Origin of the sequence: Cupriavidus nantongensis, assembly GCF_001598055.1 — a bacterium.
Taxonomy (GTDB): domain Bacteria; phylum Pseudomonadota; class Gammaproteobacteria; order Burkholderiales; family Burkholderiaceae; genus Cupriavidus; species Cupriavidus nantongensis.
Genome location: NZ_CP014844.1, coordinates 4,400,055 through 4,424,084 on the forward strand (window position 1 = coordinate 4,400,055; position 24,030 = coordinate 4,424,084).

Sequence of the window (24,030 nt, forward strand, 5' to 3'; positions counted from 1 at the left end):
CTATCTGTGTGTGGTCAGGCGGATGGCATGGCGCCACCGGCTGCGGGCTATTCTGCCATCGGTTGCGGCGTGACGCCGCCGGCTAGAGCATGTGCGCCAGGAATTCACGGGTGCGCGCGTGGGCCGGCGCGCCGAACACCTCGCCCGGCGGGCCTTCCTCGAGAATCCGGCCCTCGTCCATGAACACGACGTGGTTCGCCACTTCCCGCGCAAACCCCATTTCATGGGTGACGACGAGCATGGTCATATGCTCCTCCGCCAGTTGACGCATGGTGCGCAGCACCTCGCCGGTCAGTTCCGGGTCCAGCGCGGAAGTGGGCTCGTCGAACAGCATGATGTCCGGTTCCATCGCCAGCGCGCGCGCGATCGCCACGCGCTGCTTCTGGCCGCCGGACAGCCGCGCCGGATAGCTGTCGCGCTTGGCCAGCAGGCCGACCTTGCGCAGCAGTTCCTCGGCCTTGGGGATCACCGCATCGCGCCGCAGCCCCTTGACCGTCACCGGCGCCTCGATGATGTTCTGCAGCACCGTCATGTGCGGAAACAGGTTGAACGACTGGAACACCATGCCCATCTTCCGGCAGATGCGGCGCACTTCGGCGTCCGCCACATAGCGGGCCGCGCCGTCGGGGCCAGCTGCGGCCAGCGTTTCGCCCTCGATGTGCAGGGTGCCGCGGTCGATCACCTCGAGGTGGTTCAGGCAGCGCAGCAAGGTACTCTTGCCCGAGCCCGACGGGCCGATCACCGCGGTGACATCGCCCTTGCGCAAGGTCAGCGAAACGCCGCGCAAGACCTGCAGCGGCCCGAACGACTTGAAGATGTCCCGTGCCGCGATCATGACGCCGGGCGCATCGTGGGAAGGGGCGCCGTTCGGGCTAGTCATCATGTTTGGCATAGCGTTTTTCCAGGTTCTGGAAGAACCAGGTCAGAATCAGCGTCATCACCAGATAAAACAGCGCGGCGACGAGGAAAGGCGTGGTGGTGAAATCGCGCTGCACGATGCCGCGCGCGGTGCGCAGGATGTCGTTGAGCGCCAGCACGTAGATCAGCGAGGTGTCCTTGATCAGCGTAATGGTTTCATTGCTGACCGGCGGCAGCACGCGGCTGACCATCTGCGGCAGCACGACGCGCCGCATGGTCTGGAAATAGGTCATGCCCAGCGCCTTGCTGGCCTCGTACTGGCCGCGGTCGACGGACTTGATGCCGGCGCGGAAGATTTCCGCGAAGTACGCGGCGTAGTTGAGCGCGAACGCCACCACTGCCGCGGGAAAATCAGGCAGCCGCACGCCGATGACCGGCACGAACGGCAGCGCGAAATAGATAAACAGCATCTGCAGCATCAGCGGCGTACCCCGCATCAGCCAGATATAGCCGTTGACCAGGCCGCTCAGCAGCGGCCATGACGAAATGCGTGCCAGTGCCAGCGCAAGCCCGAGCGGCACCGACAGGGCGAGCGTGATGGCGAATAGCGTCAGCGTGACTTTGGCACCCTGCGCCAGCGGCAGCAGAAGAGATAAGACGTAATCCATGCTCGCGCGTACAGAAGGAGGTAAGGCCTCCGGGAAGCCCGCCGAACGGGTCCGGAGTTGGCGTGCCCCTCGCCGCAACCGCGAGGGGTGTCACGCCAGGTCTGGATTACTTGGTGATGTCGGCGCCAAACCACTGGGTGGCGATACGCGCCGCGGTGCCGTCCTGCTTCATCGACGCCAGGGTCTGGTCGAGCTTGCCGAGCAGTTCGGCGTCATCCTTGCGCACGCCGACGCCGTAGTCCTCGGTGCCGAAGTTCTCTTCCAGCACGCGGTATTCGCCGGCACGCTTGCTGATCAGGTAGCGGCCCACCACTTCATCCACCACGATCGCGTCGAGGCGGCCCGCCGACAGGTCCATCAGTGCCGTCACGTTATCGCCGAAGGTCTTCAGTTCCTTCAGGCTCGCGGCAATCTGGCTTTCCTTCTTGATCGCATCCACCGCGCTGCTGCCGTCCTGCGCGCCGACGGTGCGGCCAGCCAGGTCAGCCTTGCCCTTCACCGGCGACTGGGCGCCGACGATGACGATCTGGTGATTGGTCATATAGGGCGCGGTAAAGCTGATGTTCTTCTTGCGCTCTTCGGTGATGGTCAGCCCGTTCCACAGCACGTCGACGCGCTTGCCGTTCAGCTCCGCCTCCTTGGCGCTCCAGTCGATCGGCTTGAATTCGACCGTCATGCCGAGACGGCGGCTGGCCTCCTTGGCCATATCGATATCGAAGCCGACCAGCTCGTTGTTGGCATCGCGGAAACCCATCGGCGGGAAATTGTCGTCCAGGCCCACGATGATCCTGGCGGCGGTATCCGTGCCGGCGGCCGGCGCGGGGGCGGATTCTTTCTTGCCGCACGCGGCGAACAGCGCGACGGACGAGATCAGGAGCAATGCGGCGAACTTCTTCATAGGATTTCCAATACGGATGGGAGAGCGCGCCGGGCTTCGCTTGCGCAGGCCGGCGGGGTTTCAGATTGTTGTTGGCAGCGCGATTATAGAGCGGTGCCGCAAGCCGGCATTGCGGACGGCCGGCATTCGCGCCAATCTCGCGACACCCGCCGGCAAAAATTAATGCTAAGATTTGCCGACCGACTGGTCGGTTTATTTTAGAGGCATCAGCCCGCACCGACCTCACGTAACGGAGACAACCATGCCCCCGACGCCCACGCCCGCTGGCCAGCCGGTCAGCATCGACAGCGGCCCAATCCTGCTGGCCTGGCAGGGGCCGGTCGCGGTCATCACGCTGAATCGTCCCGACAAGCTCAACAGCTTTACCCGCGCCATGCACCAGGCGCTGCAGCAGGCGCTCGACCACGTCGAGGCCGGCGGCGCCCGGGCCCTGCTGCTGACCGGCGCGGGCCGCGGCTTCTGCGCCGGGCAGGACCTGGCCGACCTGGACTTCACCCCCGGGCAGATGACCGACCTGGGCGAACTGATCGATACCTGGTTCAACCCGCTGATCCGCCGCCTGCAAGCGCTGCCGCTGCCGGTGGTGGCGGCGGTCAACGGCACCGCGGCCGGTGCCGGCGCCAACCTGGCGCTGGCCTGCGACATGGTGCTGGCGGCGCGCTCCGCCAGCTTTATCCAGGCCTTCGTCAAGATCGGGCTGGTGCCCGATTCGGGCGGCACCTGGCTGCTGCCGCAGCGCATCGGCATGGCGCGCGCGCTGGGCCTGGCCATGACCGGCGAGCGCCTGAGCGCCGAGGAGGCCGAAACCTGGGGCCTGGTCTGGCAGACCATGGACGATCCGCTGCTGCCGGAACAGGCGCTGGCCCTGGCCACACACCTGGCCGCGCAGCCGACTCGCGCGCTGGCCGCGATCAAGCGCGCCATGTATGCCAGCGCCACCGCCACGCTCGACGCCCAGCTCGATCTGGAGCGCGACCTGCAGCGCGAGCTTGGCCAGTCCGCCGACTATGCCGAGGGGGTCAACGCCTTCCTCGCCAAGCGCGCCCCGCACTTCACCGGCAAGTAGACCGCGGGCCTTGCGCCCGCATCCCCAGACAGGAGACCAGCTTGAAACAGGACCCCCAGGCCCTCGCGGAAGCCGCCGCGGCGGCGATGTATGACGCCGACACCTGCAGCCGCTGGCTGGGCATCACGGTCGACGCGGTGCGGCCGGGCTATGCGCGGCTGACCATGCCGGTGCGCAAGGAATTCCTCAACGGGCACGGCATCTGCCATGGCGGCCTGATGTTTACGCTGGCCGATTCGACCTTCGCTTTTGCCTGCAACAGCCATAACATCAACACCGTGGCGGCCGGCTGCAGCATCGAGTTCCTGCGGCCCGTGCATGGCGGCGACGTGCTCACCGCCGAGGCCACCGAGCAGGTCCTGTCGGGCCGGCACGGCATCTACGATATCCGCGTAACCAATGCCGCGGGCCAGGTGGTGGCGATGTTCCGCGGCAAGTCCGCCCAGATCAAGGGACACGTGGTGCCGCCGCCCGACGCAACTGAAGGCGCCTGAGCCAGCCCTGGCAAGATACTGACGATAAACGCCCCCCCGTGCAGGAGACCCCATGAGCACGCGCCTGACCGATCTGCCCCTGGACCCGATCGAGACCGCCAGCCGCGCCGAGCTGCAGGCCTTGCAGCTGGAGCGCCTGAGATGGTCGCTCCACCACGCCTACGCCAATTCGCCGGTCTACCGGCGCAAGTTCGACGAGGCCGGCGTGCATCCGGACCAGCTGCAATCGCTGGCCGATTTGGCCCGCTTTCCGTTCACCAGCAAGCAGGACCTGCGCGACAACTACCCGTTCGGCATGTTCGCGGTGCCGCAGGACCGCGTGGCGCGCATCCATGCTTCGTCCGGCACCACCGGCAAGCCCACCGTGGTCGGCTACACGCTGCAGGACATCGACAACTGGGCCACGGTGATGGCGCGCTCGATCCGCGCCTCGGGCGCGCGGCGCGGCGACAAGGTGCATATCAGCTACGGCTACGGACTCTTCACCGGCGGTCTGGGCGCGCACTACGGGGTCGAGAAGGCCGGCCTGACCGCGATCCCGTTCGGCGGCGGGCAGACCGAGCGGCAGGTGCAGCTGATCCAGGACTTCAAGCCGGAAGTGATCATGGTGACCCCCAGCTACATGCTGGCGATCGCCGACGAGTTCGAGCGCCAGGGCATCGATCCGGCCAGCACCTCGCTGCGCGTGGGCATCTTCGGCGCCGAGCCGTGGACGCCGGAGATGCGGCTGGCGATCGAGAAGCGCCTGGGCATTTCCGCGGTCGATATCTACGGGCTGTCGGAGGTGATGGGGCCCGGCGTCGCCAACGAATGCGCCGAGACCAAGGATGGTCCCACCATCTGGGAAGACCACTTCTACCCCGAGATCATCGACCCCGACACCGGCGCGGTGCTGCCCGACGGCGAGTTCGGCGAGCTGGTGTTCACCTCGCTGACCAAGGAAGCGATGCCGGTGGTGCGCTACCGTACGCGCGACCTGACCCGGCTGCTGCCGGGCACGGCCCGCGCGGCATTTCGCCGCATGGAGAAGGTCACCGGCCGCACCGACGACATGATGATCGTGCGCGGCGTCAACGTGTTCCCGTCGCAGATCGAGGAACTGATCCTCAGGCACGCCGAGCTGGCGCCGCACTACCAGTGCGTGCTGGCCAGGGAAGGTCACCTCGATACGCTGACGGTGCGGGTCGAATGCGCGCACGGCAGCGACACGGCGCTGGCACACCCCGCGCGCGAGCGGCTCGCGCACGAGATCAAGTCTTATATCGGCGTGACCGCGGGGATCGAGGTGCTGCCGGAGGGCGGGATCGAGCGGTCGGTGGGGAAGGCCAGGCGGATCGTGGATCAGCGCAGGCGCTGAACCTGCTAGCTGCGCGGCATCAGCACCCACATCCTGCCGCCCTGCTTCATCCGTCCGGCGGTCTCGCCGGCGGCATCGCCGGCACCCCAGAAGAAATCCGCACGCACGCCGCCCTTGATGGCGCTGCCGGTATCCTGCGCGAACATCAGGCGCTGGATCGGCTCGGTCGACAGCGGGCGCGTGGTCGACAGGAACACCGGCACGCCCAGCGGGATCGTGGCGGGGTCGACCGCGATCGAGCGCTCCGCGGTCAGCGGCACTCCCAGCGCGCCCACCGGGCCGTCGTTGTTGGGCGGCAGCTCGCGGAAGAAGACAAAGCGCGGGTTGACGTTCAGCATCTCCTCGACCCGGCCCGGGTTGGCGCGCGCCCAGGCCTTGATGCCCTGCATGGTGGCCTGCGCCGGGGTGATCTCGCCGCGGTCGAGCAGCCACTTGCCGAACGAGCGGAACGGCTGGTCGTTGGTGCCGCCGAAGCCCACCCGCATCATGCTGCCATCCGCCATGCGGATGCGGCCCGAGCCCTGGATCTGCAGGAAGGCGGCCTCGACCGCGTCGTCGACCCAGACCAGTTCGTTGCCGCGCATGGCCGGGTTCTGCAGCAGCTCGGCGCGCGCCGGCAGCGGGCGGTTGCCGAACTGCGCCGGCTTGCGGTACAGCGGCACCTGGAACTTGCCCTGGCGCGTGCGCGAGCCATGCAGGATCGGCTCGTAGTAGCCGGTGATCAGGCCGCTGTCGGTGCCGTCGCCGTTGACCACGCGATACGGCTGGAAGTTGCTTTCAAAGTAGGCGCGCATGGCGTTGATGTCGCCGGCATTGACCATCATGCCGGCGGCGCAGGCGCGGCTCCATTCCGCGCGCTTCTTCAGGGCCTGGCAGCTTTGCTGCAGCGCCGGCCAGGCGGCGCGCACGTCATCCTGGGCCCAGCCGCCGATCTCGGCCCAGCTGGCCGCCTGCAGCCGGCCCTTCTGCGACGACGCCGTCGGCGGCGTGGTGCCGGACGGGGTGGTCTCGATGCGCGGCGGCGGGCCGCTCATGCAGCCGGCCAGCAGCACCGCGGCGCCGGCCAGCGCCAGCCAGCCGCGCACGCGGCGCGCCGGCCGGGAAGAAAACTGGGAAAGGTGGGAAACCTGGGGAGTCGGGAAAGCGTCCGCGTATGCCATCTTGCTATTGTTCAAAGTCCTCGAGGCGCGGCCTGCAGGCGCAATCCGCCGGAATGCCCCTACAATGCCACCGTCATTCTCAAACCATCGCCTGCGCCCCCGCGGGCCGCGCTGCATCTGCCATGAGCAAGTTCTTCGAAGCCCATCCCATGCTGCTGTTCGCCCTGGAAGCCGGCGTGGCGCTGTTCCTGCTGATCTTTATCGTGGTCTGGACCATGGGCACGGCGAAAAAGCATCCGCGTCCCACCCGCGCGCCGTCGGAACACCCGTCGCGCCAGCAGCCGGCGCAGGGAGACACGCAAGCGCCGCAGCAGGATCAGGACAACGCACAGCGCCCGTAGGTTCCCGCCGCGCTCAGTGCAGCATGCGCGGCAGCACCAGCGCGAACTCGGGAATCGGCACCTCGAAGCGGTGGCCGTCCTCGGCCACGCAGAAGTATTCGCCCTTCATCGAGCCCACCGGGGTCGAGATCGTGGCCCAGCTGGTGTACTCGAAATGCTCGCCCGGCTTGAGCAGCGGCTGGTGGCCGACCACCCCCAGCCCGGCGACTTCCTGCGTGCCGTTGTCGCTGTCGGTGATGATCCAGTGGCGCGAGATCAGCTGTGCCGCGACTTCGCCGGTATTGTGGATGGTGATGGTGTAGGCGAAGGCATGGCGCCCGCGCTCGGGGTCGGACTGGTCCGGCAGGTACTGGGTGCGCACCGACACGGAGAAGGCGTACTCGCTCATTTGGGCAGGGGCCGGCGGCGGGGTCGGCCGGCAGGGAAATGGGTAGCCGCATTGTGCGGGATGGGCGCGGGTCGGGCAAGAGCACGGCCCCGGCGCGGGCCCGCCGCCGGCCGGACGCGATCGCCCCGGGCGGGCGTAGAATAGCGGTCTTTCAACGCCGTACGGCACGCCGCCAGCGGCGATAACAGCATTCCCCGCACTCCCCGCATTCACCGCGTCGCCACCATGACCCAGCCCACCTTCCGTATCGCCCCTTCCATCCTGTCCGCCGACTTTGCCCGCCTGGGCGAGGAAGTGCGCCGCGTGACCGAGGCCGGCGCCGACTGGATCCACTTCGACGTGATGGACAACCATTACGTGCCCAACCTGACCGTGGGCCCGCTGGTGTGCGAGGCGATCCGCCCCCACGTGACCGCCCCCATCGACGTGCACCTGATGGTGCGTCCGGTGGACCGGATCATCCCGGACTTTGCCAAGGCCGGCGCCAATATCATCACCTTCCACCCGGAAGCCAGCGAACACGTCGACCGCTCGCTCGCGCTGATCCGCGATCACGGCTGCCAGGCCGGCCTGGTGTTCAACCCGGCCACGCCGCTGCACCACCTGGACCACGTGATGGACCGCCTCGACGTGATCCTGCTGATGTCGGTCAACCCGGGCTTCGGCGGCCAGTCGTTCATCCCCGAGACGCTGAACAAGCTGCGCGCCGTGCGCCAGCGCATCGACGCCTATACCGCGCGCACCGGCCGCACAATCCTGCTGGAAGTCGACGGCGGCGTGAAGGTCGACAACATCGCCGAGATCGCCCGGGCCGGCGCCGACACCTTCGTGGCGGGCTCGGCCGTGTTCGGCAAGCCTGATGCCGACGGCGGCTACCGCGGCATCATCGGCGCGCTGCGCGGCGAACTGGCCAAGGCCGGCCAATGAGCGCGGGCGTGGTGCTGCGCCGCGCCGACTGGCGCGGCATCGAAGGCGTGATCGTCGACCTGGACGGCACCATGGTCGATACCGCGGGCGACTTCCACGCGTCGATCAACGCCATGCTGTTGGCGCTGGGCCGCCAGCATCCCAACCTGGGGCCGGTGGCGCCGATGTCCGAGCAGGAGATCGTCAGCTACGTCGGCAAGGGCTCGGAAAACCTGATCCGGCGCGTGCTCGACGCGCGCTTTTCGCCGCTGCACGCCAACGGCCTGTTTGCCGATGCCTACGCGCTCTACGACCGCGAATACATCCGCATCAACGGCCAGTTCTCGCAGGTCTACCCGGGCGTGCGCGAAGGCCTGGCGGCGATGAAGGCGGCCGGGCTGCGGCTGGCCTGCGTGACCAACAAGCCCTACAGCTTCACCGAGCCGCTGCTGGCCAAGACCGGGCTGGCCCAGTATTTCGAGCTGGTCTATGGCGGCGATGCCTTCCCGCTGCGCAAGCCCGACCCGTTCCCGCTCCTCAAGGTGGCCGATGCCTTCGGGCTCGAGCCGTCGGCGATGGCGGCGCTCGGCGACTCCGAAAACGACGCCCAGGCGGCCCGCGCGGCCGGCATGGGCGTGCTGCTGGTGCCCTATGGCTACAACCATGGCAACCCTGTACAAGGCGTCGACGCCGATGGTATAGTCGACTCCATTGCCCATGCCGCAGCGCTCTTTGCCGCACACTGGGCCGGTCATCGATAGTCCGTCGATCCCGACCAAATCCTGAACTTCAATGTTTCTCAACCGCAAACGCATCTTTTCTGGCAGTGATCGGCAGGCCTGGCCCTGGCGTCGCTGGCGCGCCTCCCAACAGGCGTAAAGTGCGTTCGCGAGTCTGCTGACACGCCTTCGACCAGAAGGCGTCGCCACCACCGGCCCAGGCGACCAGCCATGCCGGGCATCATCACCCAAACCCGCCGAAAGCCAGCGTAGCCATATTTCTCTGCTACGTTTAGCTCAAGAACGCGCCGCGCGCCCTCTTTCCGGCCGTGTGCAGCCTTGTCCGCAAGCTTGCCGCACCACGGTCCGCAACCGGGGCGGAATTCCCTTACGCTCCAGCCAACTCTGCCGACAAGCGGCACCGCGCCAGGCCATTGCCAGCGGCGCGGGCCGAACAAGAGGACCGACATGACCGAACTGGAATTCAAATCGCTGGCCGACCAGGGCTACAACCGCATCCCGCTGATCGCCGAGGCCTTTGCCGACCTGGAAACGCCGCTGTCGCTGTACCTGAAGCTGGCCCAGTCGCAGACCCGCGGGGTCAACACCTTCCTGCTGGAATCGGTGGTGGGCGGCGAGCGCTTCGGCCGCTATTCCTTTATCGGCCTGCATGCCCGCACGCTGCTGCGCGCCTACGGCAACCGCAGCGAGGTGGTGACCGACGGCAAGGTGGTGGAAACCCACGAAGGCAATCCGCTCGACTTCATCGCCGCCTTCGAAAAGCGCTTCAAGGTGGCGCTGCGCCCCGGACTGCCGCGCTTCTGCGGCGGCCTGGCCGGCTACTTCGGCTACGACGCGGTGCGCTATATCGAAAAGAAGCTCGCCAATACCCAGAAGCCCGACGACCTGAACCTGCCCGACATCCAGTTGCTGCTGTGCGAAGAGCTGGCGGTGATCGACAACCTGTCGGGCAAGCTCTACCTGATCGTCTACGCCGACCCGACCACGCCCGAGGCCTACTCGCGCGCGCGCCAGCGCCTGCGCGAGCTGCGCATGAAGCTGCGCCAGCCGGTCGACGTGCCGGTGACCAGCCCGTCGGTGCAGACCGAGGTCTACCGCGAATTCGCCAAGGCCGACTACCTGGCCGCCGTGCACAAGGCCAAGGAGTACATCATGGCCGGCGACATGATGCAGGTGCAGATCGGCCAGCGCCTGGTCAAGCCCTACCGCGACGCGCCGCTGTCGCTGTACCGCGCGCTGCGCTCGCTGAACCCGTCGCCGTACATGTACTTCTACAACTTCGGCGACTTCCAGGTGGTGGGCGCGTCGCCGGAAATCCTGGTGCGCCAGGAAGCGCGCAAGGTGGGCGCCAACGGGGACACCCGCACCGAACACATCGTCACCATCCGCCCGCTGGCCGGCACGCGCCCGCGCGGCAATACGCCGGACAAGGACGCGCAGCTGGCCACCGAGCTGCTCAACGACCCGAAGGAGATCGCCGAGCACGTGATGCTGATCGACCTGGCGCGCAATGACATCGGCCGCATTGCCGAGACCGGTTCGGTCAAGGTCACCGACAAGATGGTGATCGAGAAATACTCGCACGTGCAGCATATCGTCAGCTCGGTCGAAGGCACGCTGCGCGAGGGCATGAGCAACCTCGACGTGCTGCGCGCGACCTTCCCGGCCGGCACGCTGTCGGGCGCGCCCAAGGTCCATGCGATGGAGATTATCGACGAGCTCGAGCCGCGCAAGCGCGGCATCTATGGCGGCGCGGTGGGCTACCTGTCGTTCGGCGGCGAGATGGACCTGGCCATCGCCATCCGCACCGGCATCGTCAAGGACGGCAACCTCTATGTGCAGGCCGCCGCCGGCATCGTCGCCGATTCGGACCCCGAAGCCGAATGGAGGGAAACCGAGGCCAAGGCGCGCGCCGTGATCCGCGCCGCCGAGCAGGTCCAGGATGGCCTGGACTCCGACATCTGAGAGAACAGGAGACAGACGCCATGCTGCTGATGATCGACAACTACGATTCGTTCACTTACAACCTGGTCCAGTACTTCGGCGAACTGGGCGTCGACGTGCGCACCTATCGCAACGACGAGATCACCATCGAAGAGATCGAGGCGATGAAGCCCGACCATATCTGCGTGTCGCCCGGCCCGTGCAGCCCGAAGGAAGCCGGCATCTCGGTGGCAGCGCTGCAGCACTTCGCCGGCAAGATCCCGATGCTGGGCGTGTGCCTGGGCCACCAGGCCATCGGCGAGGCCTTCGGCGGCAAGGTGATCCGCGCCAAGCAGGTGATGCACGGCAAGGTCAGCACCATCGAGACCACACAGCAAGGCGTCTTCGCCGGGCTGCCCAGGCACTTCGACGTGACGCGCTATCATTCGCTGGCGATCGAGCGCGAGACCCTGCCCGATTGCCTGGAGATCACCGCCTGGACCCCGGACGGCGAGATCATGGGCGTGCGCCACAAGACGCTCGCCGTCGAAGGCGTGCAGTTCCATCCCGAGTCGATCCTGTCCGAGCACGGCCATGCGATGCTGGCCAACTTCGTCAAGGCGCCGCGATGAGACTGCTCGACTCCGCGCCTGCCAGCCCCCATCACGCCACCGCCCACACCCCGCAGACTGTCAACGAGAACGCCATGATCACGCCGCAAGAAGCCCTGACGCGCTGCATCGAGCACCGCGAAATCTTCCATGACGAAATGCTGCACCTGATGCGGCAGATCATGCAGGCGCAGATCTCGCCGGTAATGGCCGCCGCGATCCTGACCGGGCTGCGGGTCAAGAAGGAAACCATCGGCGAGATCTCCGCCGCCGCGCAGGTGATGCGCGAGTTCGCCAACAAGGTGCCGGTGAAGGACCGCGAGAACTTCGTCGATATCGTCGGCACCGGCGGCGACGGCTCGCACACCTTCAATATCTCGACCGCGTCCATGTTCGTCGCCGCCGCCGCCGGAGCGAAGATCGCCAAGCACGGCAACCGCGGCGTCAGCTCCAAGTCGGGCAGCGCCGACGTGCTGGAGGCGCTGGGCGTCAACATCATGCTGACGCCCGAGCAGGTCGGCCAGTGCATCGAAGAGACCGGCATCGGCTTCATGTTCGCGCCCACGCACCATCCGGCGATGAAGAACGTCGCGCCGATCCGCAAGGAAATGGGCGTGCGCACCATCTTCAATATCCTGGGGCCGCTGACCAACCCGGCCGATGCGCCCAATATCCTGATGGGCGTGTTCCATCCCGACCTGGTCGGCATCCAGGTGCGGGTGATGCAGCGCCTGGGCGCGCAGCACGCCATCGTGGTCTACGGCAAGGACGGCATGGACGAGGTCTCGCTCGGCGCCGCGACGCTGGTGGGCGAACTGAAGGACGGCGAAGTGCGCGAGTACGAGATCCACCCCGAGGACTTCGGCCTGTCGATGATCTCCAACCGCGGCCTGAAGGTGGCCGATGCCGCCGAGTCGAAGGACATGCTGCTCGAGGCGCTGTCCAACGCGCCCGGCACGCCGCGCGAGATCGTGTCGCTGAACGCGGGCACCGCGCTGTACGCCGCCAACGTGGCGGACTCGGTCGAGGACGGCATCCGCCGCGCGCGCGAAGCCATCGCCAGCGGCGCCGCCCGGCAGAAGCTCGACGCCTTCGTGCGCGCCACGCAGCAGTTCAAGTAAGAGACGCCGATATGTCAGACATCCTGCAGAAAATCCTGGCCGTAAAGGCCGACGAAGTCGCCGCCGCGCGCAAGCGGCGCGACCTGCCCAGCCTGCGCGCCGAGGCCGAAAGCCTGCGCACCGAGGCCGGCTTCGCCCCGCGCGGCTTCGAGCGCGCGCTGCGCGACAAGATCGCCGGCGGCCACGCCGGCGTGATCGCCGAGATCAAGAAGGCATCGCCGTCCAAGGGCGTGCTGCGCGAGCAGTTCCTGCCCGAGGCCATCGCCGAGAGCTATGCCGCGCATGGCGCGGCCTGCCTGTCGGTGCTGACCGACGAGCATTTCTTCCAGGGCCACGCCGACTACCTGAAGCGCGCCCGCGGCGCCTGCCCATTGCCCGCTCTGCGCAAGGACTTCATGGTCGACCTGTACCAGGTCTATGAAGCGCGCAGCTGGGGCGCCGACTGCATTCTGCTGATCGTCGCGGCGCTGGACCCGGGACTGATGGCCGAGCTGGAAGCGTGCGCGCACGAGCTCGGCATGGACGTGCTGGTGGAAGTCCATGGCAGCGACGAACTCGACGTGGCGCTGCGGCTGAAGACGCCGCTGCTGGGCGTGAACAACCGCAACCTGCGCACTTTCGACGTGTCGCTGGACAACACCCTCGAGCTGCTGCCGCGCATGCCGGCCGACAAGCTGGTGGTGACCGAGTCCGGCATCCTCGGGCCGGCGGACGTGCAGCGCATGCGCGATGCCAATGTGCATGCGTTCCTGGTGGGCGAGGCGTTCATGCGGGCGAAGGATCCGGGGGTGGAGCTGGCGCGGTTGTTTGGTTGATTCCTCCCGCCATGCCCCAGGAAATCGAACTCAAGCTCGCCGTCCCCGACGCCGCCCTCGCCCCGCTGGCCGCCTGGCTCGACGCCAACGGCCAGCCACAAGGCGAGGCCACGCTGCTCAACGTTTACCTCGACACGCCCCAACGCGACCTGGCGCAGGCGCGCGCCGCGCTGCGCCTGCGCCGCAAGGGCGCGCAGTGGCTGCAGACGCTGAAGACCGCCGGCAACAGCCAGGGCGGGCTGGCCACGCGGCATGAGTGGGAGACCGCCACCGCCGGCGACGCCATCGAGCTGCAAGCTTTTCCCGCCGAGGCGCAAGCCGTGCTGGCGCCGATGATCGGCAGCCTGGCGCCGGTGTTCCGCACCGACTTTGTCCGCCGCAGCTGGATCGTCACGCAGGACGGCGCACGGATCGAGGCTGCGCTCGACACCGGCACCATCAGCGCGCCAGGCAGTGCCGCGCAAGAGCCCATCCAGGAACTCGAACTGGAATGGCTCGATGGCGATGCCGCGCACGCCGCCGATGCGCTGCGTGCCTTCGCCGCGCGGCTTGCCGCCGTGGCGGCACTGGCGCCGTCGGACCTGAGCAAGGCAGCGCGCGGCTACCGCCTGGCCGGGATCGCCGAGGGCAAGGCGTCATAATCGCGGTTTTCCCGCCGCGCATTTCCCGCATGCAAGCCGATCTCTTTGCCGCCGAAGCGCCCCGCGCCCCCGGCGAACCGTCTCCCGCCGCCAGCCTGCAAGCGCAGGCCGATGCCCTGCCCGCCGCCTGGCGCGCCTTGCTCGAGCCCTGCATCGCGGTGCCGGCGTGGCGCGAGCTGGCCGCCTTTGTCGATGGCGAACGCGCCGCCGGCAAGCCGGTGTTTCCGCACCATGTCTTCCACGCGCTGCACCTGACGCCGCCCGATGCGGTCAAGGTGGTGATCCTGGGCCAGGACCCTTACCACGGCACCGGCACGGTCGGCGGCATCGAGCTGCCGCAGGCGCACGGGCTTGCCTTCTCGGTGCCGGCAGGCATCAAGGTGCCGCCCAGCCTGCGCAACATCTTCAAGGAGATCGCGGCGGAATTCGGCGCCGACGGCAATTGCCCGCCGCGCACCTCCGGCAACCTGGAAGGCTGGGCGCGCCAGGGCGTGCTGCTGCTCAATACCGTGCTGACGGTCGAGCAGGGCCAGGCCGCCAGCCATGCGCGGCGCGGCTGGGAAGCCGTCACCGATTGCCTGATCCGGCACCTCGCCGCCAGCCGGCCCAACCTGGTGTTCATGCTGTGGGGCAGCCATGCGCAGGCCAAGAAGCCCTTGCTGGGCGCGGGCCACTGCGTGCTGGAAGCGCCGCACCCGTCCCCCTTGTCGGCGCACCGGGGCTTCCTTGGCTGCGGCCACTTCCGCGAAGCCAATCGCTGGCTCGAAGCCCACGGCCGCACGGCGATCGACTGGACTGCGGCCTAGCGCAGCGGGCCGCTAGACCGTCGGCCGGAACTCGAAGCCGGCAAACTCCCCTTCCCCGCGCCCGACCTCGACAAACGCCACCTGCGCCGCCGGCGGGCCGGTTTCCATCCACGCCTGCAGCGCCTCCAGCTGCTTGACCGTGCCGTGCGCCATCACCTCGACGGTGCCGTCGGCCCGGTTGCGCACCCAGCCGCCCAGCCCGAGTTCATCCGCCGCGTCGGCACAGGCGGCGCGATAGCCCACGCCCTGCACGCGCCCGTGCGCGACCAGGCGCCAGGTTGCCTTGTTCATGGTGGCTTCCCCGTGAGCGCACGCGACGCGTGCGCGTTGTGTCATCGACACCAAGTAAACTAGACCGCCATGCCGGGCGTTACCAGTGGATGCGCGCCGCCCGGCGTGATCAGCATGAAGCCGGCGGCATGCGGGCTTTGCCGTTGTCCGCCGGGGCCGCGAACCCGGGGCAGGCCACAAGCCTCCGCCCCGCCAGCTCGATACACGACAAGCGCCCATGATGCCACCCGCCGACCGCAACGCGGCCCCGCCCGCCCCTGGCTTCGACAGCCAGCTGCTGCGCGCCCCGCCCAACCGCTTCGACCTGGTGCTGCTGCCGATCATCCTGGCCGTGATCGTGATGATCGCGTTCGCCGCGCAGCAGATGAATGTCCCGTTCCGACCCGACCAGCCGCTGGCGGTGCACCTGGACGTGGCCTACCTGCCCTACTACCTGATGCGCACCAGCATCCGCATGCTGGCCGCGCTGGCGGCATCGCTGCTGTTCTCGCTGGCCTTTGCCGCGCTGGCGTCCAAGAGCCGCACCGCCGAGAAGGTATTGGTGCCGGCGCTGGACATCCTGCAGTCGATCCCGGTGCTGGGCTTCCTGTCGATCACCGTGACCGGCTTCATCGCCCTGTTCCCGGGCAACCTGGCGGGGGTGGAGTGCGCGGCGATCTTTGCCATCTTCACGTCGCAGGCCTGGAACATGGCCTTCAGCCTGTACCAGTCGTTCCGCACCATCCCGGGCGATTTGCTCGAGGCCGCGGCCATGTTCCGGCTCTCGGCGTGGCAGCGCTTCTGGCGGCTGGAGGTGCCGTACGCCATGCCGGGGTTGCTGTGGAACATGATGATGTCGATGTCCGGTGGCTGGTTCTTCGTGGTCGCGTCCGAGGCGATCTCGGTGTCGGGCCACGATATCCGGCTGCCCGGCATCGGCTCCTATATCGCGCTGGCGATCCAGCAGCAGGACCTCGCCGCGATCGGCTGGGCCATCGTGGCGATGCTGGTCGGCATCCTGCTGTACGACCAGTTGCTGTTCCGCCCGCTGGTGGCCTGGGCCGACCGCTTCCGCTTCGAGACCCTGGCGCAGGACAAGCTGCCGCAGTCGTGGCTGCTGGACCTGCTGCGCCGCTCGGCATGGGTCGGCGCGCTGCTGGCGCAGGCCGCCGCGCTGGCCGCGCGCACGCTGGCGTGGGGCGCGCGCACGCGCATGCCGGCACCGGCCCGTGCGGTCGATCCGCGCCGGGCGCTATGGCTGGGCCGTGTGCGCGACGCCGTGATCGTGCTGGTGGCGCTGGCCGCGCTGCTGCGCGTGGGCTATTTCGTCCACAGCGAGGTGGGCTGGGGCGAAGTGGTCCACGTGCTGTGGCTGGGCACGCTGACCATGCTGCGGGTGATCGTGCTGATTGCGCTGGCGGCGCTGGTGTGGGTGCCTATCGGCATCCGCATCGGCCTGAACCCGGACCTGGCACGCATTGCGCAGCCGATCGCGCAGTTCCTGGCGGCGTTCCCGGCCAACCTGATGTTCCCGCTGGCGGTGATGCTGATCGCGCGCTTCGCGCTGAACCCGGAGATCTGGCTGAGCCCGCTGCTGATCTTCGGCACCCAGTGGTACATCCTGTTCAACGTGATCGCCGGGGCCTCGGGCATTCCCACCGAGCTGAAGCTTGCCGCGCGCAACTTCGGGCTGCGCGGCTGGCTGCTGTGGAAGCGCTTCCTGATTCCTGCAGTCTTTCCCAGCCTGCTGACCGGGCTGGTCACGGCCGCGGGCGGCTCGTGGAACGCCAGCATCGTGTCCGAATACGTGACCTGGGGCGATCGCACCATCGTCGCCACCGGGCTCGGCAGCTATATCGCCGAGACCACCGCGCGCGGCGATTTCCCGCGCATTGCGCTGGGCATCGGCGTGATGGCGCTGTTCGTGGTGGGCTTCAACCGGCTGTTGTGGAACCGCCTGTACCAACTCGCGCAGGAGCGCACACGCCTGTAAGGCACGGCAACGATGGCAGAGAACATTGCAACCCCCACCGCCGCGGCGGTGATCGAACTGCGCGGCGTCGGCAAGATCTTCCGCACCGCCAGCCAGAGCGACCGCGCCGTGCTCGAAGGCGTCGACCTGACCCTGCGCGAGGGCGAGATCGTCGCCATGCTGGGCAAGTCCGGCTCGGGCAAGTCCACGCTGCTGCGCATCATGGCGGGCCTGGTCGGCGCCGACCGCGGCGAGGTGCGATTTCGCGGCCAGCGCCTGGCCGGCACCGCCGAGGGCATCGCCATGGTGTTCCAGTCGTTCGCGCTGTTCCCGTGGCTGACGGTGCAGCAGAACGTCGAGCTGGGGCTGGAGGCGCAGGGCGTGCCCAAAGCCGAGCGCGAGCGCCGCGCCGAGGCCGCGATCGACATGATCGGCCTGGCCGGCTTCAACAGCGCGCTGCCGCGCGAGCTGTCGGGCGGCATGCGCCAGCGCGTCGGCATCGCGCGCGCGCTGGTGACCGAGCCCGACCTGCTGCTGATGGACGAAGCGTTCTCGGCGCTGGACGTGCTGACCGGCGAGACCCTGCGCGACGAAATGCTGGCGCTGTGGGAAAGCGGCCGCGCCAACATCAGGAGCATCCTGATCGTTTCGCACAATATCGAGGAAGCGGTGATGATGGCCGACCGCATCGTGATCCTGTCGAGCGACCCGGGCCGCATCCGCGCCGAGGTGCCGGTGGCGCTGCCGCGCCCGCGCAACCGCGACAGTGCCCAGGTGCGCGCGCTGGTCGACCAGATCTACGCGCTGATGACAGCCCCGGCGGCCGAAGCGCTCGCGCCAGCGCCGGCGCGCGAGATCGGCTACCGGCTGCCGGACGCCGACATCAGCCAGATGGAAGCCATCCTCGATCTGCTGTGCGAGGCGCCCTTCCACTGCCGCGCCGACCTGCCCCACCTGGCCGACGAAGCCGGCCTGACCGACGACGAACTGCTGCCGGCCTGCGAAGCGCTGCAACTGGTGCAACTGGTGTCGATCGAGGCCGGCGACATCACCGCCACCGACGCCGGCCGCGCCTACTACGCGGCCGGACCGCAGCAGCGCAAGGCCATCTTCGGCCGGCAACTGCTCGCCAACATCGCGCTGGCCGCGCATGTGCGGCGCGAGCTGGTGGCGAGCGAAAGCGGCGAGATCGGCGAGGAACAGGTGCTCGAAGCGCTGGAGCAGTTCCTGAAGCCGGCGGAGGCCGAACGCGTGCTGAGCGTGGCGATCGGTTGGGGGCGGTATGGGGAGATTTTCGAGTACAGCTATAACAGCGGGGTGCTGACGTTGCCGGAGGATGAGGGGGCGGCGGAGCGCGGCGTTTAATCTCACTGCTGGTTTGCTCCCCTTGTATGTTCTCGGAACGTTGTTCTGAAGGCATTCAAGAAGAGTAGCGACCGGCAGAGTCGTCAATGTAGGATTGCTTGTTTTTCGTGGTTGGTGCGCCAAACCTGAAACCCCTCAGAGTTCGCAGCTCGTGGGAGAGCACTTGGTCAACGCACCGGCCCGTTCTATCCAATTCGTGTAACCCGAACAGTTGCCAATACCGAGTATGCATCCGCAAGGCAGGGAATCGAACCAAGGACCACGGCCCAACGCTGGAATTGACGTATCCAAAGAGCATCTCGATGCTTCCTGGAACGATCAGTGTCTGCGCTTGAGCAATGACGCCTCGGGATGGAACGAGCTGGCCGGGAAATTCAAAGCGTCCGAAGTTGATCTGGTGGTGATTGAGGCCACCGGTGGTTATGAGCGTGGGCTGGTTTGTACGCTCCAGCAGGCCGGTCTTGAAGTTGCGCGCGTGAATCCGCGCCAGGCCCGCGACTTTGCCAAGTCGATGGGCATGTTGGCCAAGACCGACCAGGTGGACGCCCGGTGTTTGCGAGACTTCGCCAACGTGCTGGCGCGCCATCAGGACCGCCAAAAGTACGTCACAGCCCGGTTGGAAGCGCATCGCGAGCAACTGACATCGCTGATGACGCGCCGCAGGCAGTTGCTGGAGATGCGTGTGGCCGAAGGCAATCGCTTGGAAAAGGCGTCGCCAGAGGCAGCACGCAGCATCCGGGCGGTGATTCGCACGCTGGACAAACAGATAGGCCAAATCGACAAGGATGTGGACTGGCACATCGAAAAGCACTTCAAAGACCAGCGTGCGCTGCTTGAAGCGGTCAAAGGTGTCGGCGCGGTGACCACCATGACGTTGTTGGCGGCACTGCCGGAGTTGGGCAAGCTGGGGCGAAGGGCCATCGGCAAGCTCGTCGGTGTTGCTCCGCTGGCCAATGACTCTGGCAAACGGCAAGGTCCACGCCGCATCTGGGGCGGACGTGGCGAAGTGCGCGCGGTGCTGTACATGGCTACGCTGTCGGCCAAGCGCTATAACCCGGCTATTGCTTCGTTCTACCAGCGCCTGCTGGCGGCCGGCAAGGCCAAGAAAGTTGCCATCGTTGCCTGCATGCGCAAGCTCCTTACCATCCTGAATGCGATGGCCAGAGACGGCGCAGTGTGGGACCCGACTAAGCATGCTATGCCGTCCGTCAAACCTTGACTTTAAACACAGTTGCTCTCCCGCGCGCGGGAGAGGGGTTGGGGGAGAGGGCCGGCGCTGGCCCGGGCGACGGCGTTCACTTCGTGGAGGCTCCTGCCCTCTCCCCCGCCCCTCTCCCGCAAGCGGGAGAGGGGCGAAAACAATCGGTTCCGGATCCCTACGACCGCGCCCGCATCGCCCTGCCAATCGCCCCCGTGCGCAGCGCGATCTTGGCCGCGTCCTCGCGCAGCGCGCGCAGCCGGCGCTCCAGCACCGCGTTGGCGGGGCGGCCGGTGGAGCTGGATGTCGGCCCTGCCTGTTCGCTCGACTCGCCCGCCGCGGCGGCCTGCACCAGCGTGTCGGTGCGGCGCTTGTCGGCGGAGTCCGCCAGCCGGGCGCGGCGTTCCGCGGCGGCGTCTTCCTCGGCTTCGGGCGTGACGGTTGCCGCGACCGCTTCAGGGGCCGCTTCAGGGGCCGCCCCGGGGGCCGCTTCAGGGACCGCCTCGACAACAACTGCCACCGGCGCCTTGGCGCTGCGGATAAAGCCGGCGCCGCGGCCGCCGCCGCGCTCGTCGGCGTGCAGGCGTTCGCTGGCCAATTGCAGGCTGTGGCTGGCGGCCTCGGTGGCTTGTTCGATCGCGGCCTCGGCGGCCGGGAGATCGAGTTCCTCGTAGTGCTGGCGCACATGGATGCGTGCCGCCGCCACATGTGCGGCGACGAGGTAGTTCTGCACGATGAAGCGGTTCAGGTTGTCGACCGCGCGATGCCGGCTCCTGGGCTCGTCCAGCATGCGCTGGAACGACGAGATCAGCGCCGACAGGTTGTCCATGAACTGCTTGCGCTGCACGCGGTAGGCAAAGTCATCCTTGGCCCGGCGCAGCAGCAGGTCGCGCGTGGCGGCGATATAGCGGCGGTTGGCCTGCAGCACGTTTTCGACCAGCTTGGGGATGGCACGGTACTCCCAGCTCGGCAGCACGAAGCTGAACAGCGACGCGATGATGCCGCCGATGACCGTATCCACCAGCCGCTCGCCCGCGACGGTGGGACTGTTCGGCATCAGCAGGTGAATCTGGATCAGCACCTGGATGCAGGCGGCGATCGCGGTGTAGCGGTACTTGATGGTGACGAAGGCGGCGCTGGCGACCAGCGACAGGAACAGCACGCCCAGCAGGATCAGCGGCTGGTGCACCACCTTCAGGATCGCGACCGAGACCACGCAGCCGATCAGCGTGCCGATCACGCGGTCGTTGTAGCGCTGCTTGGTCATGCTGAAGTTGGGCTTCAGGATCACGATGATGGTCAGCAGGATCCAGTAGCTGTGCGACACGTAGGGCAGGCGCTCGGCGATCCACAGCCCCAGCGCCACCGCCATCGACACCCGCAGCGCAAAGCGGAACGCCGGCGAGCGCCACTTCAGGTTGTCGCGCAGCACGCTCAGCTCGTACTTCTGGCGCGTCAGGAACGGCGTCATGTCGGAGCCGGGCAGCACCTTGGCCGGCTCCACCGGGGTGCGCGAGGCCTCGTGCAGCTGGCCGATCAGCGTGATCGCGCCGCGCATCATGTCGAGGGTCTCGACCAGCGCCGTCATCGCCGCCGGGTTGATATGGTGGTGGCGCAGCTGCGCGATCTCCGCCTCGACCGCGCGCAGGCCCGGGCGGTATTCCACCGTGGCGTACGAGCCCCGCCCGCGCGTGACCTCGTAGGCGATCTCTTCGACGTCCTTGCACATCTGCATCACCAGCCCGCGCAGGTGGTCCAGCACCGGCGTGCCGGCGAAGGTCTGGCGCAGCATCGGATAGTCGGTGTTGGTCGACAGGATGTACTCGTACAGGTCGAGCATGCGCAGGTGCACCTGCACCAGCAGCCCGTCGTGCGGGGTGCGGTTGCCGCGCAGCACCAGGTCGCGCGCGGCCTGCTGGCGCTCGGCCACCACGATCTGCTGCCGCACCAGCTGGTTGAACTGGGCCTCGAAGTCATTGCCGGCGTCGTAGAAGCCGGCCTTGATCTCGAGATAGCCGGCCAGCTCGTACAGCGATTCGGCCAGCACCTGCTGCCGGGTGCGGCGCTCGGTAACCCAGCTCACCAGCATCGCGTAACCGAGGTAGGCCACCGCGCCGACGCTGAACAGCGCCGCATGCTCCAGCGCGCGCCGCACCAGGAAGTCTTCGTTGATGGTGAGCGTCATCACGAACAGCGCGGCGAACTGCAGCGGCAGCGTCTTGTTGCCGTACACCGTCATCATGCCGGCCATGAACGTCACCAGCACCAGCAGGAACGGCATCACGCGCGGGAACGGCGTGGCCAGCGCCACCACCAGCGTGACCACGCTGCACAGCAGCACGCTGGCCAGCATCTCGTTGAACTTGTGGTTCAGCGGGCTGGGCAGGTCCATCAGGCTGGTGCACAGCGCGCCCATCGATACCACCATCGCGGTGGGCAGGTCGCTGAAGTGCAGCGCGATCAGCGTCGCGCCGATCACGCCCGTGGCCGAGCGCAGCCCGCGGTACACATAGTGCGAATACAGGAAGGTGCGGGGATCGTGCGCGTATTGCATGCAGCGGGGGCGGAGGACCGCGGTGGCGGGGTCTGGTGTCGCGGCGAAGGAAGACTAGCTTACTGGCCCAGCCAGCGCGAGCGCGCCGCATGCCGCCCGCCCTCCGCCTTGAGCTTGAACTGCGCCGCCGGCTCGCGCGCCAGCGTCACCGGCAGCGCCTGCAGCTCGTCGCGGCGGAACGCGTGCAGCGCGATGCGGTCGCCAGGGCGGTAGCGTGCCAGCAGCTTGTCCAGCTGGCCCGGCGCCACGCGCACGCCGTCGACGGCGACCAGCAGGTCGCCGGCGGACAGGCCCGCGGCCTGCGCGGCGCCGCCGTCGAGCACCTGGGTCACGCGCACCCAGCCGTCCTCGGTCTTGACCTTGATCCCCAGCGCGGCGGTGCGCGCCGGCTTCTGCGCCTCGGCCTTGATCCCGAATGTCTTGAACAGCGGCGGCAGCGGCAACTCGCCGGTGCCTTCGGTAAGCGCGCGCAGCAGCGGCCCCATGCGCAGGCCCGTGACTTCATCGAACAGCGCGTAAACCTCGGCCTCGGTCACGCCGCGCTGCACTGCGTCCGGCCCGTAGAAGCCGCGGCCGTAGGCGCGCCACAGCGCGCGCATGACATCGTCGAGCGAGCGCCGCCCGCGGGTCTTGTCGCGGATGGTCAGGTCCAGCGCCAGCGCCACCAGCGCGCCCTTGGTGTAGTAGCTGACGATGGCGTTGGGCGCGTTCTCGTCCTGGCGGTAGTACTTGGTCCACGCGTCGAAGGAGCTTTCGGCGACGCTTTGCTTGGTGCGGCCGTTGCCGCGCAGCACGCCGTTCCAGGTCTTGGCCAGCATCTCGACATACTGCGCCTCGGTGACGCAGCCCGAGCGCACCAGCACCAGGTCGTCGTAGTAGCTGGTAAAGCCCTCGAACAGCCACAGCAGCGGCGTGTAGGTCTCCTGCGCCAGCCGGTACGGCACGAAGGCGGCCGGCTTGATACGCTTGACGTTCCAGGTGTGGAAATACTCGTGGCTGCACAGTCCGAGGAAGGTGCGGTAGCCCTCGTTGGTTTCGCTGTTGCCGCGCACCGGCAGGTCGTTGCGCGAGCAGATCAGCGCGGTGCTGGCGCGATGCTCCAGGCCGCCGTAGCCGTCGCTGGTGACCATGGTCATGAACACGTAGCGGCGGTTGCTGTCGAGGAACGGCGCCTGCGCGGTGCGCGGCTCGAACAGCCGGATCTGGGTCTCGCAGATGCGCTTCAGGTCGCGGCACACGCGCTCGAGGTCCAGCTGCGGCACGCGCCCGGTGAAGACCACGTCGTGCTGCGCGCCGCAGGCGCGGAAGCTGGCCAGCTGGAAGGTGCCCATCTCGACCGGGTGGTCGACCAGCTCGTCATAGTCGGCCACCTGGTAGCGGCCGAAGCCGTAGCGCTTCGCTCCGTCGCGGCCGGGCGCCTCGCGCATGGCGGTGGCCACGCGCCAGTCGCGGTAGGCCTCGCCCGCGGGGGCATGGATGTCGACGGTGCATGGGCGCTCGGCCTGCCCTTCCACGCACAGGAACACCGAGCTGCCGTTGAAGAAGCCATGGGTGGTGTCCAGGTGCGCGGCGCGCACCGACAGGTCCCACGCGTAGACCTCGTAGCTGAGCGTCAGCGGGCCGTCGGCCAGCGCGACCGGCGCGGCCTGCCAGCGCTGCTTGTCGAGCTTGGTCAGCGCGATCTCGCGCCCGCCCGCGTCGGCGCGGATACGCACGATATTGCGCGCGAAGTCCCGGATCATGTAGCTGCCGGGGATCCACGCCGGCAGCGAGAAACACTGCCCGGCCGGATCGGGCTCGCTCACGGTGACGGTAACGGCAAACAGGTGCGCTTCAGGCTGAAGCGGGGCGATGGCGTAGCGGATCGGCGTCATGGGC

23 protein-coding genes are annotated in these 24,030 nt (G+C 67.9%); 15 read left to right on the forward strand and 8 right to left on the reverse strand.

Annotated elements, in window-relative coordinates:
• Positions 1–82: 82 nt before the first annotated feature.
• The 3 genes from A2G96_RS20340 to A2G96_RS20350 all read right to left on the reverse strand — a co-directional run bounded on the left by A2G96_RS20340 (position 83) and on the right by A2G96_RS20350 (position 2,424).
• On the reverse strand, positions 83–835 hold the full coding sequence (locus A2G96_RS20340; protein WP_062801838.1) for an amino acid ABC transporter ATP-binding protein: 753 nt from the start codon (positions 833–835) through the stop codon (positions 83–85).
• A 37-nt stretch (positions 836–872) separates the two neighbouring features.
• Positions 873–1,526 (reverse strand): amino acid ABC transporter permease, encoded by a 654-nt coding sequence (locus tag A2G96_RS20345; RefSeq protein WP_012353984.1) that lies wholly within the window; start codon positions 1,524–1,526, stop codon positions 873–875.
• Between the two features lie 106 nt (positions 1,527–1,632).
• On the reverse strand, positions 1,633–2,424 hold the full coding sequence (locus A2G96_RS20350) for an amino acid ABC transporter substrate-binding protein (RefSeq protein ID WP_062801839.1): 792 nt from the start codon (positions 2,422–2,424) through the stop codon (positions 1,633–1,635).
• Positions 2,425–2,665: 241 nt separating this feature from the next.
• Here A2G96_RS20350 and paaG point away from each other — a divergent pair, with 241 nt between their 5' ends.
• From paaG to paaK, 3 genes are read left to right on the forward strand one after another with little or no spacing between them, the layout of a single operon-like run.
• Positions 2,666–3,490, forward strand: coding sequence for a 2-(1,2-epoxy-1,2-dihydrophenyl)acetyl-CoA isomerase PaaG (paaG, locus tag A2G96_RS20355; protein WP_062801840.1), 825 nt, complete (start codon positions 2,666–2,668; stop codon positions 3,488–3,490).
• A 41-nt stretch (positions 3,491–3,531) separates the two neighbouring features.
• On the forward strand, positions 3,532–3,984 hold the full coding sequence (gene paaI / locus A2G96_RS20360) for a hydroxyphenylacetyl-CoA thioesterase PaaI (protein WP_062801841.1): 453 nt from the start codon (positions 3,532–3,534) through the stop codon (positions 3,982–3,984).
• A gap of 52 nt (positions 3,985–4,036) precedes the next feature.
• Positions 4,037–5,341, forward strand: coding sequence for a phenylacetate--CoA ligase PaaK (gene paaK, locus A2G96_RS20365; RefSeq protein ID WP_062801842.1), 1,305 nt, complete (start codon positions 4,037–4,039; stop codon positions 5,339–5,341).
• A 5-nt stretch (positions 5,342–5,346) separates the two neighbouring features.
• On the opposite strand, the gene mltA is transcribed toward paaK, so the two are convergent.
• Complete coding sequence (gene mltA / locus A2G96_RS20370) at positions 5,347–6,501, reverse strand: murein transglycosylase A (protein WP_062801843.1); 1,155 nt, start codon at positions 6,499–6,501, stop codon at positions 5,347–5,349.
• Between the two features lie 122 nt (positions 6,502–6,623).
• Between mltA and A2G96_RS20375 the strand changes: the two genes are divergently transcribed.
• Complete coding sequence (locus A2G96_RS20375; RefSeq protein WP_062801844.1) at positions 6,624–6,842, forward strand: hypothetical protein; 219 nt, start codon at positions 6,624–6,626, stop codon at positions 6,840–6,842.
• A gap of 13 nt (positions 6,843–6,855) precedes the next feature.
• Here A2G96_RS20375 and apaG read toward each other — a convergent pair whose 3' ends face one another.
• Positions 6,856–7,230, reverse strand: a complete 375-nt coding sequence (gene apaG / locus A2G96_RS20380) for a Co2+/Mg2+ efflux protein ApaG (protein WP_012353991.1) — start codon at positions 7,228–7,230, stop codon at positions 6,856–6,858.
• Between the two features lie 225 nt (positions 7,231–7,455).
• Here apaG and rpe point away from each other — a divergent pair, with 225 nt between their 5' ends.
• The 8 genes from rpe (at position 7,456) to A2G96_RS20420 (ending at position 14,793) form a co-directional block, all read left to right on the forward strand.
• Positions 7,456–8,157 carry a ribulose-phosphate 3-epimerase gene (gene rpe, locus A2G96_RS20385; RefSeq protein WP_062801845.1) on the forward strand — a complete coding sequence of 234 codons (702 nt, stop codon included), beginning with the start codon at positions 7,456–7,458 and terminating at the stop codon, positions 8,155–8,157.
• Positions 8,154–8,897 (forward strand): phosphoglycolate phosphatase, encoded by a 744-nt coding sequence (gph, locus tag A2G96_RS20390; protein ID WP_062801846.1) that lies wholly within the window; start codon positions 8,154–8,156, stop codon positions 8,895–8,897. Before rpe ends, gph begins: the two co-directional genes overlap by 4 nt.
• A 426-nt stretch (positions 8,898–9,323) precedes the next feature.
• Complete coding sequence (gene trpE, locus A2G96_RS20395; protein ID WP_062801847.1) at positions 9,324–10,841, forward strand: anthranilate synthase component I; 1,518 nt, start codon at positions 9,324–9,326, stop codon at positions 10,839–10,841.
• Between the two features lie 20 nt (positions 10,842–10,861).
• Positions 10,862–11,431 carry an aminodeoxychorismate/anthranilate synthase component II gene (locus tag A2G96_RS20400; protein ID WP_062801848.1) on the forward strand — a complete coding sequence of 190 codons (570 nt, stop codon included), beginning with the start codon at positions 10,862–10,864 and terminating at the stop codon, positions 11,429–11,431.
• A 74-nt stretch (positions 11,432–11,505) separates the two neighbouring features.
• Positions 11,506–12,531, forward strand: a complete 1,026-nt coding sequence (gene trpD / locus A2G96_RS20405) for an anthranilate phosphoribosyltransferase (RefSeq protein WP_062801849.1) — start codon at positions 11,506–11,508, stop codon at positions 12,529–12,531.
• Positions 12,532–12,542: 11 nt separating this feature from the next.
• Complete coding sequence (gene trpC, locus A2G96_RS20410; RefSeq protein ID WP_062801850.1) at positions 12,543–13,346, forward strand: indole-3-glycerol phosphate synthase TrpC; 804 nt, start codon at positions 12,543–12,545, stop codon at positions 13,344–13,346.
• 11 nt (positions 13,347–13,357) lie between these two features.
• Positions 13,358–13,987 carry a CYTH domain-containing protein gene (locus A2G96_RS20415; protein ID WP_062801851.1) on the forward strand — a complete coding sequence of 210 codons (630 nt, stop codon included), beginning with the start codon at positions 13,358–13,360 and terminating at the stop codon, positions 13,985–13,987.
• Positions 13,988–14,016: 29 nt separating this feature from the next.
• Positions 14,017–14,793: a uracil-DNA glycosylase gene (locus A2G96_RS20420; protein WP_062801852.1), complete on the forward strand. Its 777-nt coding sequence runs from the start codon at positions 14,017–14,019 to the stop codon at positions 14,791–14,793.
• A gap of 12 nt (positions 14,794–14,805) precedes the next feature.
• On the opposite strand, the gene A2G96_RS20425 is transcribed toward A2G96_RS20420, so the two are convergent.
• A complete protein-coding gene (locus tag A2G96_RS20425) occupies positions 14,806–15,084 on the reverse strand; it encodes an acylphosphatase (RefSeq protein WP_062801853.1) in 279 nt (92 codons plus the stop codon).
• A 217-nt stretch (positions 15,085–15,301) separates the two neighbouring features.
• Between A2G96_RS20425 and A2G96_RS20430 the strand changes: the two genes are divergently transcribed.
• From A2G96_RS20430 to A2G96_RS20440, 3 genes are all read left to right on the forward strand, one after another.
• On the forward strand, positions 15,302–17,056 hold the full coding sequence (locus A2G96_RS20430; RefSeq protein ID WP_174549305.1) for an ABC transporter permease: 1,755 nt from the start codon (positions 15,302–15,304) through the stop codon (positions 17,054–17,056).
• 12 nt (positions 17,057–17,068) lie between these two features.
• On the forward strand, positions 17,069–18,400 hold the full coding sequence (locus A2G96_RS20435; protein ID WP_062801854.1) for an ABC transporter ATP-binding protein: 1,332 nt from the start codon (positions 17,069–17,071) through the stop codon (positions 18,398–18,400).
• Between the two features lie 226 nt (positions 18,401–18,626).
• Complete coding sequence (locus A2G96_RS20440; RefSeq protein WP_062797860.1) at positions 18,627–19,619, forward strand: IS110 family RNA-guided transposase; 993 nt, start codon at positions 18,627–18,629, stop codon at positions 19,617–19,619.
• Positions 19,620–19,776: 157 nt separating this feature from the next.
• On the opposite strand, the gene A2G96_RS20445 is transcribed toward A2G96_RS20440, so the two are convergent.
• Both A2G96_RS20445 and A2G96_RS20450 read right to left on the reverse strand, forming a co-directional pair.
• Positions 19,777–22,152 carry an FUSC family protein gene (locus A2G96_RS20445; RefSeq protein WP_062801855.1) on the reverse strand — a complete coding sequence of 792 codons (2,376 nt, stop codon included), beginning with the start codon at positions 22,150–22,152 and terminating at the stop codon, positions 19,777–19,779.
• Between the two features lie 59 nt (positions 22,153–22,211).
• Positions 22,212–24,026: a M61 family metallopeptidase gene (locus tag A2G96_RS20450; protein WP_062801856.1), complete on the reverse strand. Its 1,815-nt coding sequence runs from the start codon at positions 24,024–24,026 to the stop codon at positions 22,212–22,214.
• Positions 24,027–24,030: the final 4 nt, after the last annotated feature.

Coding starts and splice junctions, on each gene's coding strand:
- A2G96_RS20340 (WP_062801838.1), bottom strand. CDS start 835: ATGATCGCGGCACGGGACATCTTCAAGTCGTTCGGGCCGCTGCAGGTC.
- A2G96_RS20345 (WP_012353984.1), bottom strand. CDS start 1,526: ATGGATTACGTCTTATCTCTTCTGCTGCCGCTGGCGCAGGGTGCCAAA.
- A2G96_RS20350 (WP_062801839.1), bottom strand. CDS start 2,424: ATGAAGAAGTTCGCCGCATTGCTCCTGATCTCGTCCGTCGCGCTGTTC.
- paaG (WP_062801840.1), top strand. CDS start 2,666: ATGCCCCCGACGCCCACGCCCGCTGGCCAGCCGGTCAGCATCGACAGC.
- paaK (WP_062801842.1), top strand. CDS start 4,037: ATGAGCACGCGCCTGACCGATCTGCCCCTGGACCCGATCGAGACCGCC.
- mltA (WP_062801843.1), bottom strand. CDS start 6,501: ATGGCATACGCGGACGCTTTCCCGACTCCCCAGGTTTCCCACCTTTCC.
- A2G96_RS20375 (WP_062801844.1), top strand. CDS start 6,624: ATGAGCAAGTTCTTCGAAGCCCATCCCATGCTGCTGTTCGCCCTGGAA.
- apaG (WP_012353991.1), bottom strand. CDS start 7,230: ATGAGCGAGTACGCCTTCTCCGTGTCGGTGCGCACCCAGTACCTGCCG.
- rpe (WP_062801845.1), top strand. CDS start 7,456: ATGACCCAGCCCACCTTCCGTATCGCCCCTTCCATCCTGTCCGCCGAC.
- gph (WP_062801846.1), top strand. CDS start 8,154: ATGAGCGCGGGCGTGGTGCTGCGCCGCGCCGACTGGCGCGGCATCGAA.
- trpE (WP_062801847.1), top strand. CDS start 9,324: ATGACCGAACTGGAATTCAAATCGCTGGCCGACCAGGGCTACAACCGC.
- A2G96_RS20400 (WP_062801848.1), top strand. CDS start 10,862: ATGCTGCTGATGATCGACAACTACGATTCGTTCACTTACAACCTGGTC.
- trpD (WP_062801849.1), top strand. CDS start 11,506: ATGATCACGCCGCAAGAAGCCCTGACGCGCTGCATCGAGCACCGCGAA.
- trpC (WP_062801850.1), top strand. CDS start 12,543: ATGTCAGACATCCTGCAGAAAATCCTGGCCGTAAAGGCCGACGAAGTC.
- A2G96_RS20415 (WP_062801851.1), top strand. CDS start 13,358: ATGCCCCAGGAAATCGAACTCAAGCTCGCCGTCCCCGACGCCGCCCTC.
- A2G96_RS20420 (WP_062801852.1), top strand. CDS start 14,017: ATGCAAGCCGATCTCTTTGCCGCCGAAGCGCCCCGCGCCCCCGGCGAA.
- A2G96_RS20425 (WP_062801853.1), bottom strand. CDS start 15,084: ATGAACAAGGCAACCTGGCGCCTGGTCGCGCACGGGCGCGTGCAGGGC.
- A2G96_RS20430 (WP_174549305.1), top strand. CDS start 15,302: ATGATGCCACCCGCCGACCGCAACGCGGCCCCGCCCGCCCCTGGCTTC.
- A2G96_RS20435 (WP_062801854.1), top strand. CDS start 17,069: ATGGCAGAGAACATTGCAACCCCCACCGCCGCGGCGGTGATCGAACTG.
- A2G96_RS20440 (WP_062797860.1), top strand. CDS start 18,627: ATGCATCCGCAAGGCAGGGAATCGAACCAAGGACCACGGCCCAACGCT.
- A2G96_RS20445 (WP_062801855.1), bottom strand. CDS start 22,152: ATGCAATACGCGCACGATCCCCGCACCTTCCTGTATTCGCACTATGTG.
- A2G96_RS20450 (WP_062801856.1), bottom strand. CDS start 24,026: ATGACGCCGATCCGCTACGCCATCGCCCCGCTTCAGCCTGAAGCGCAC.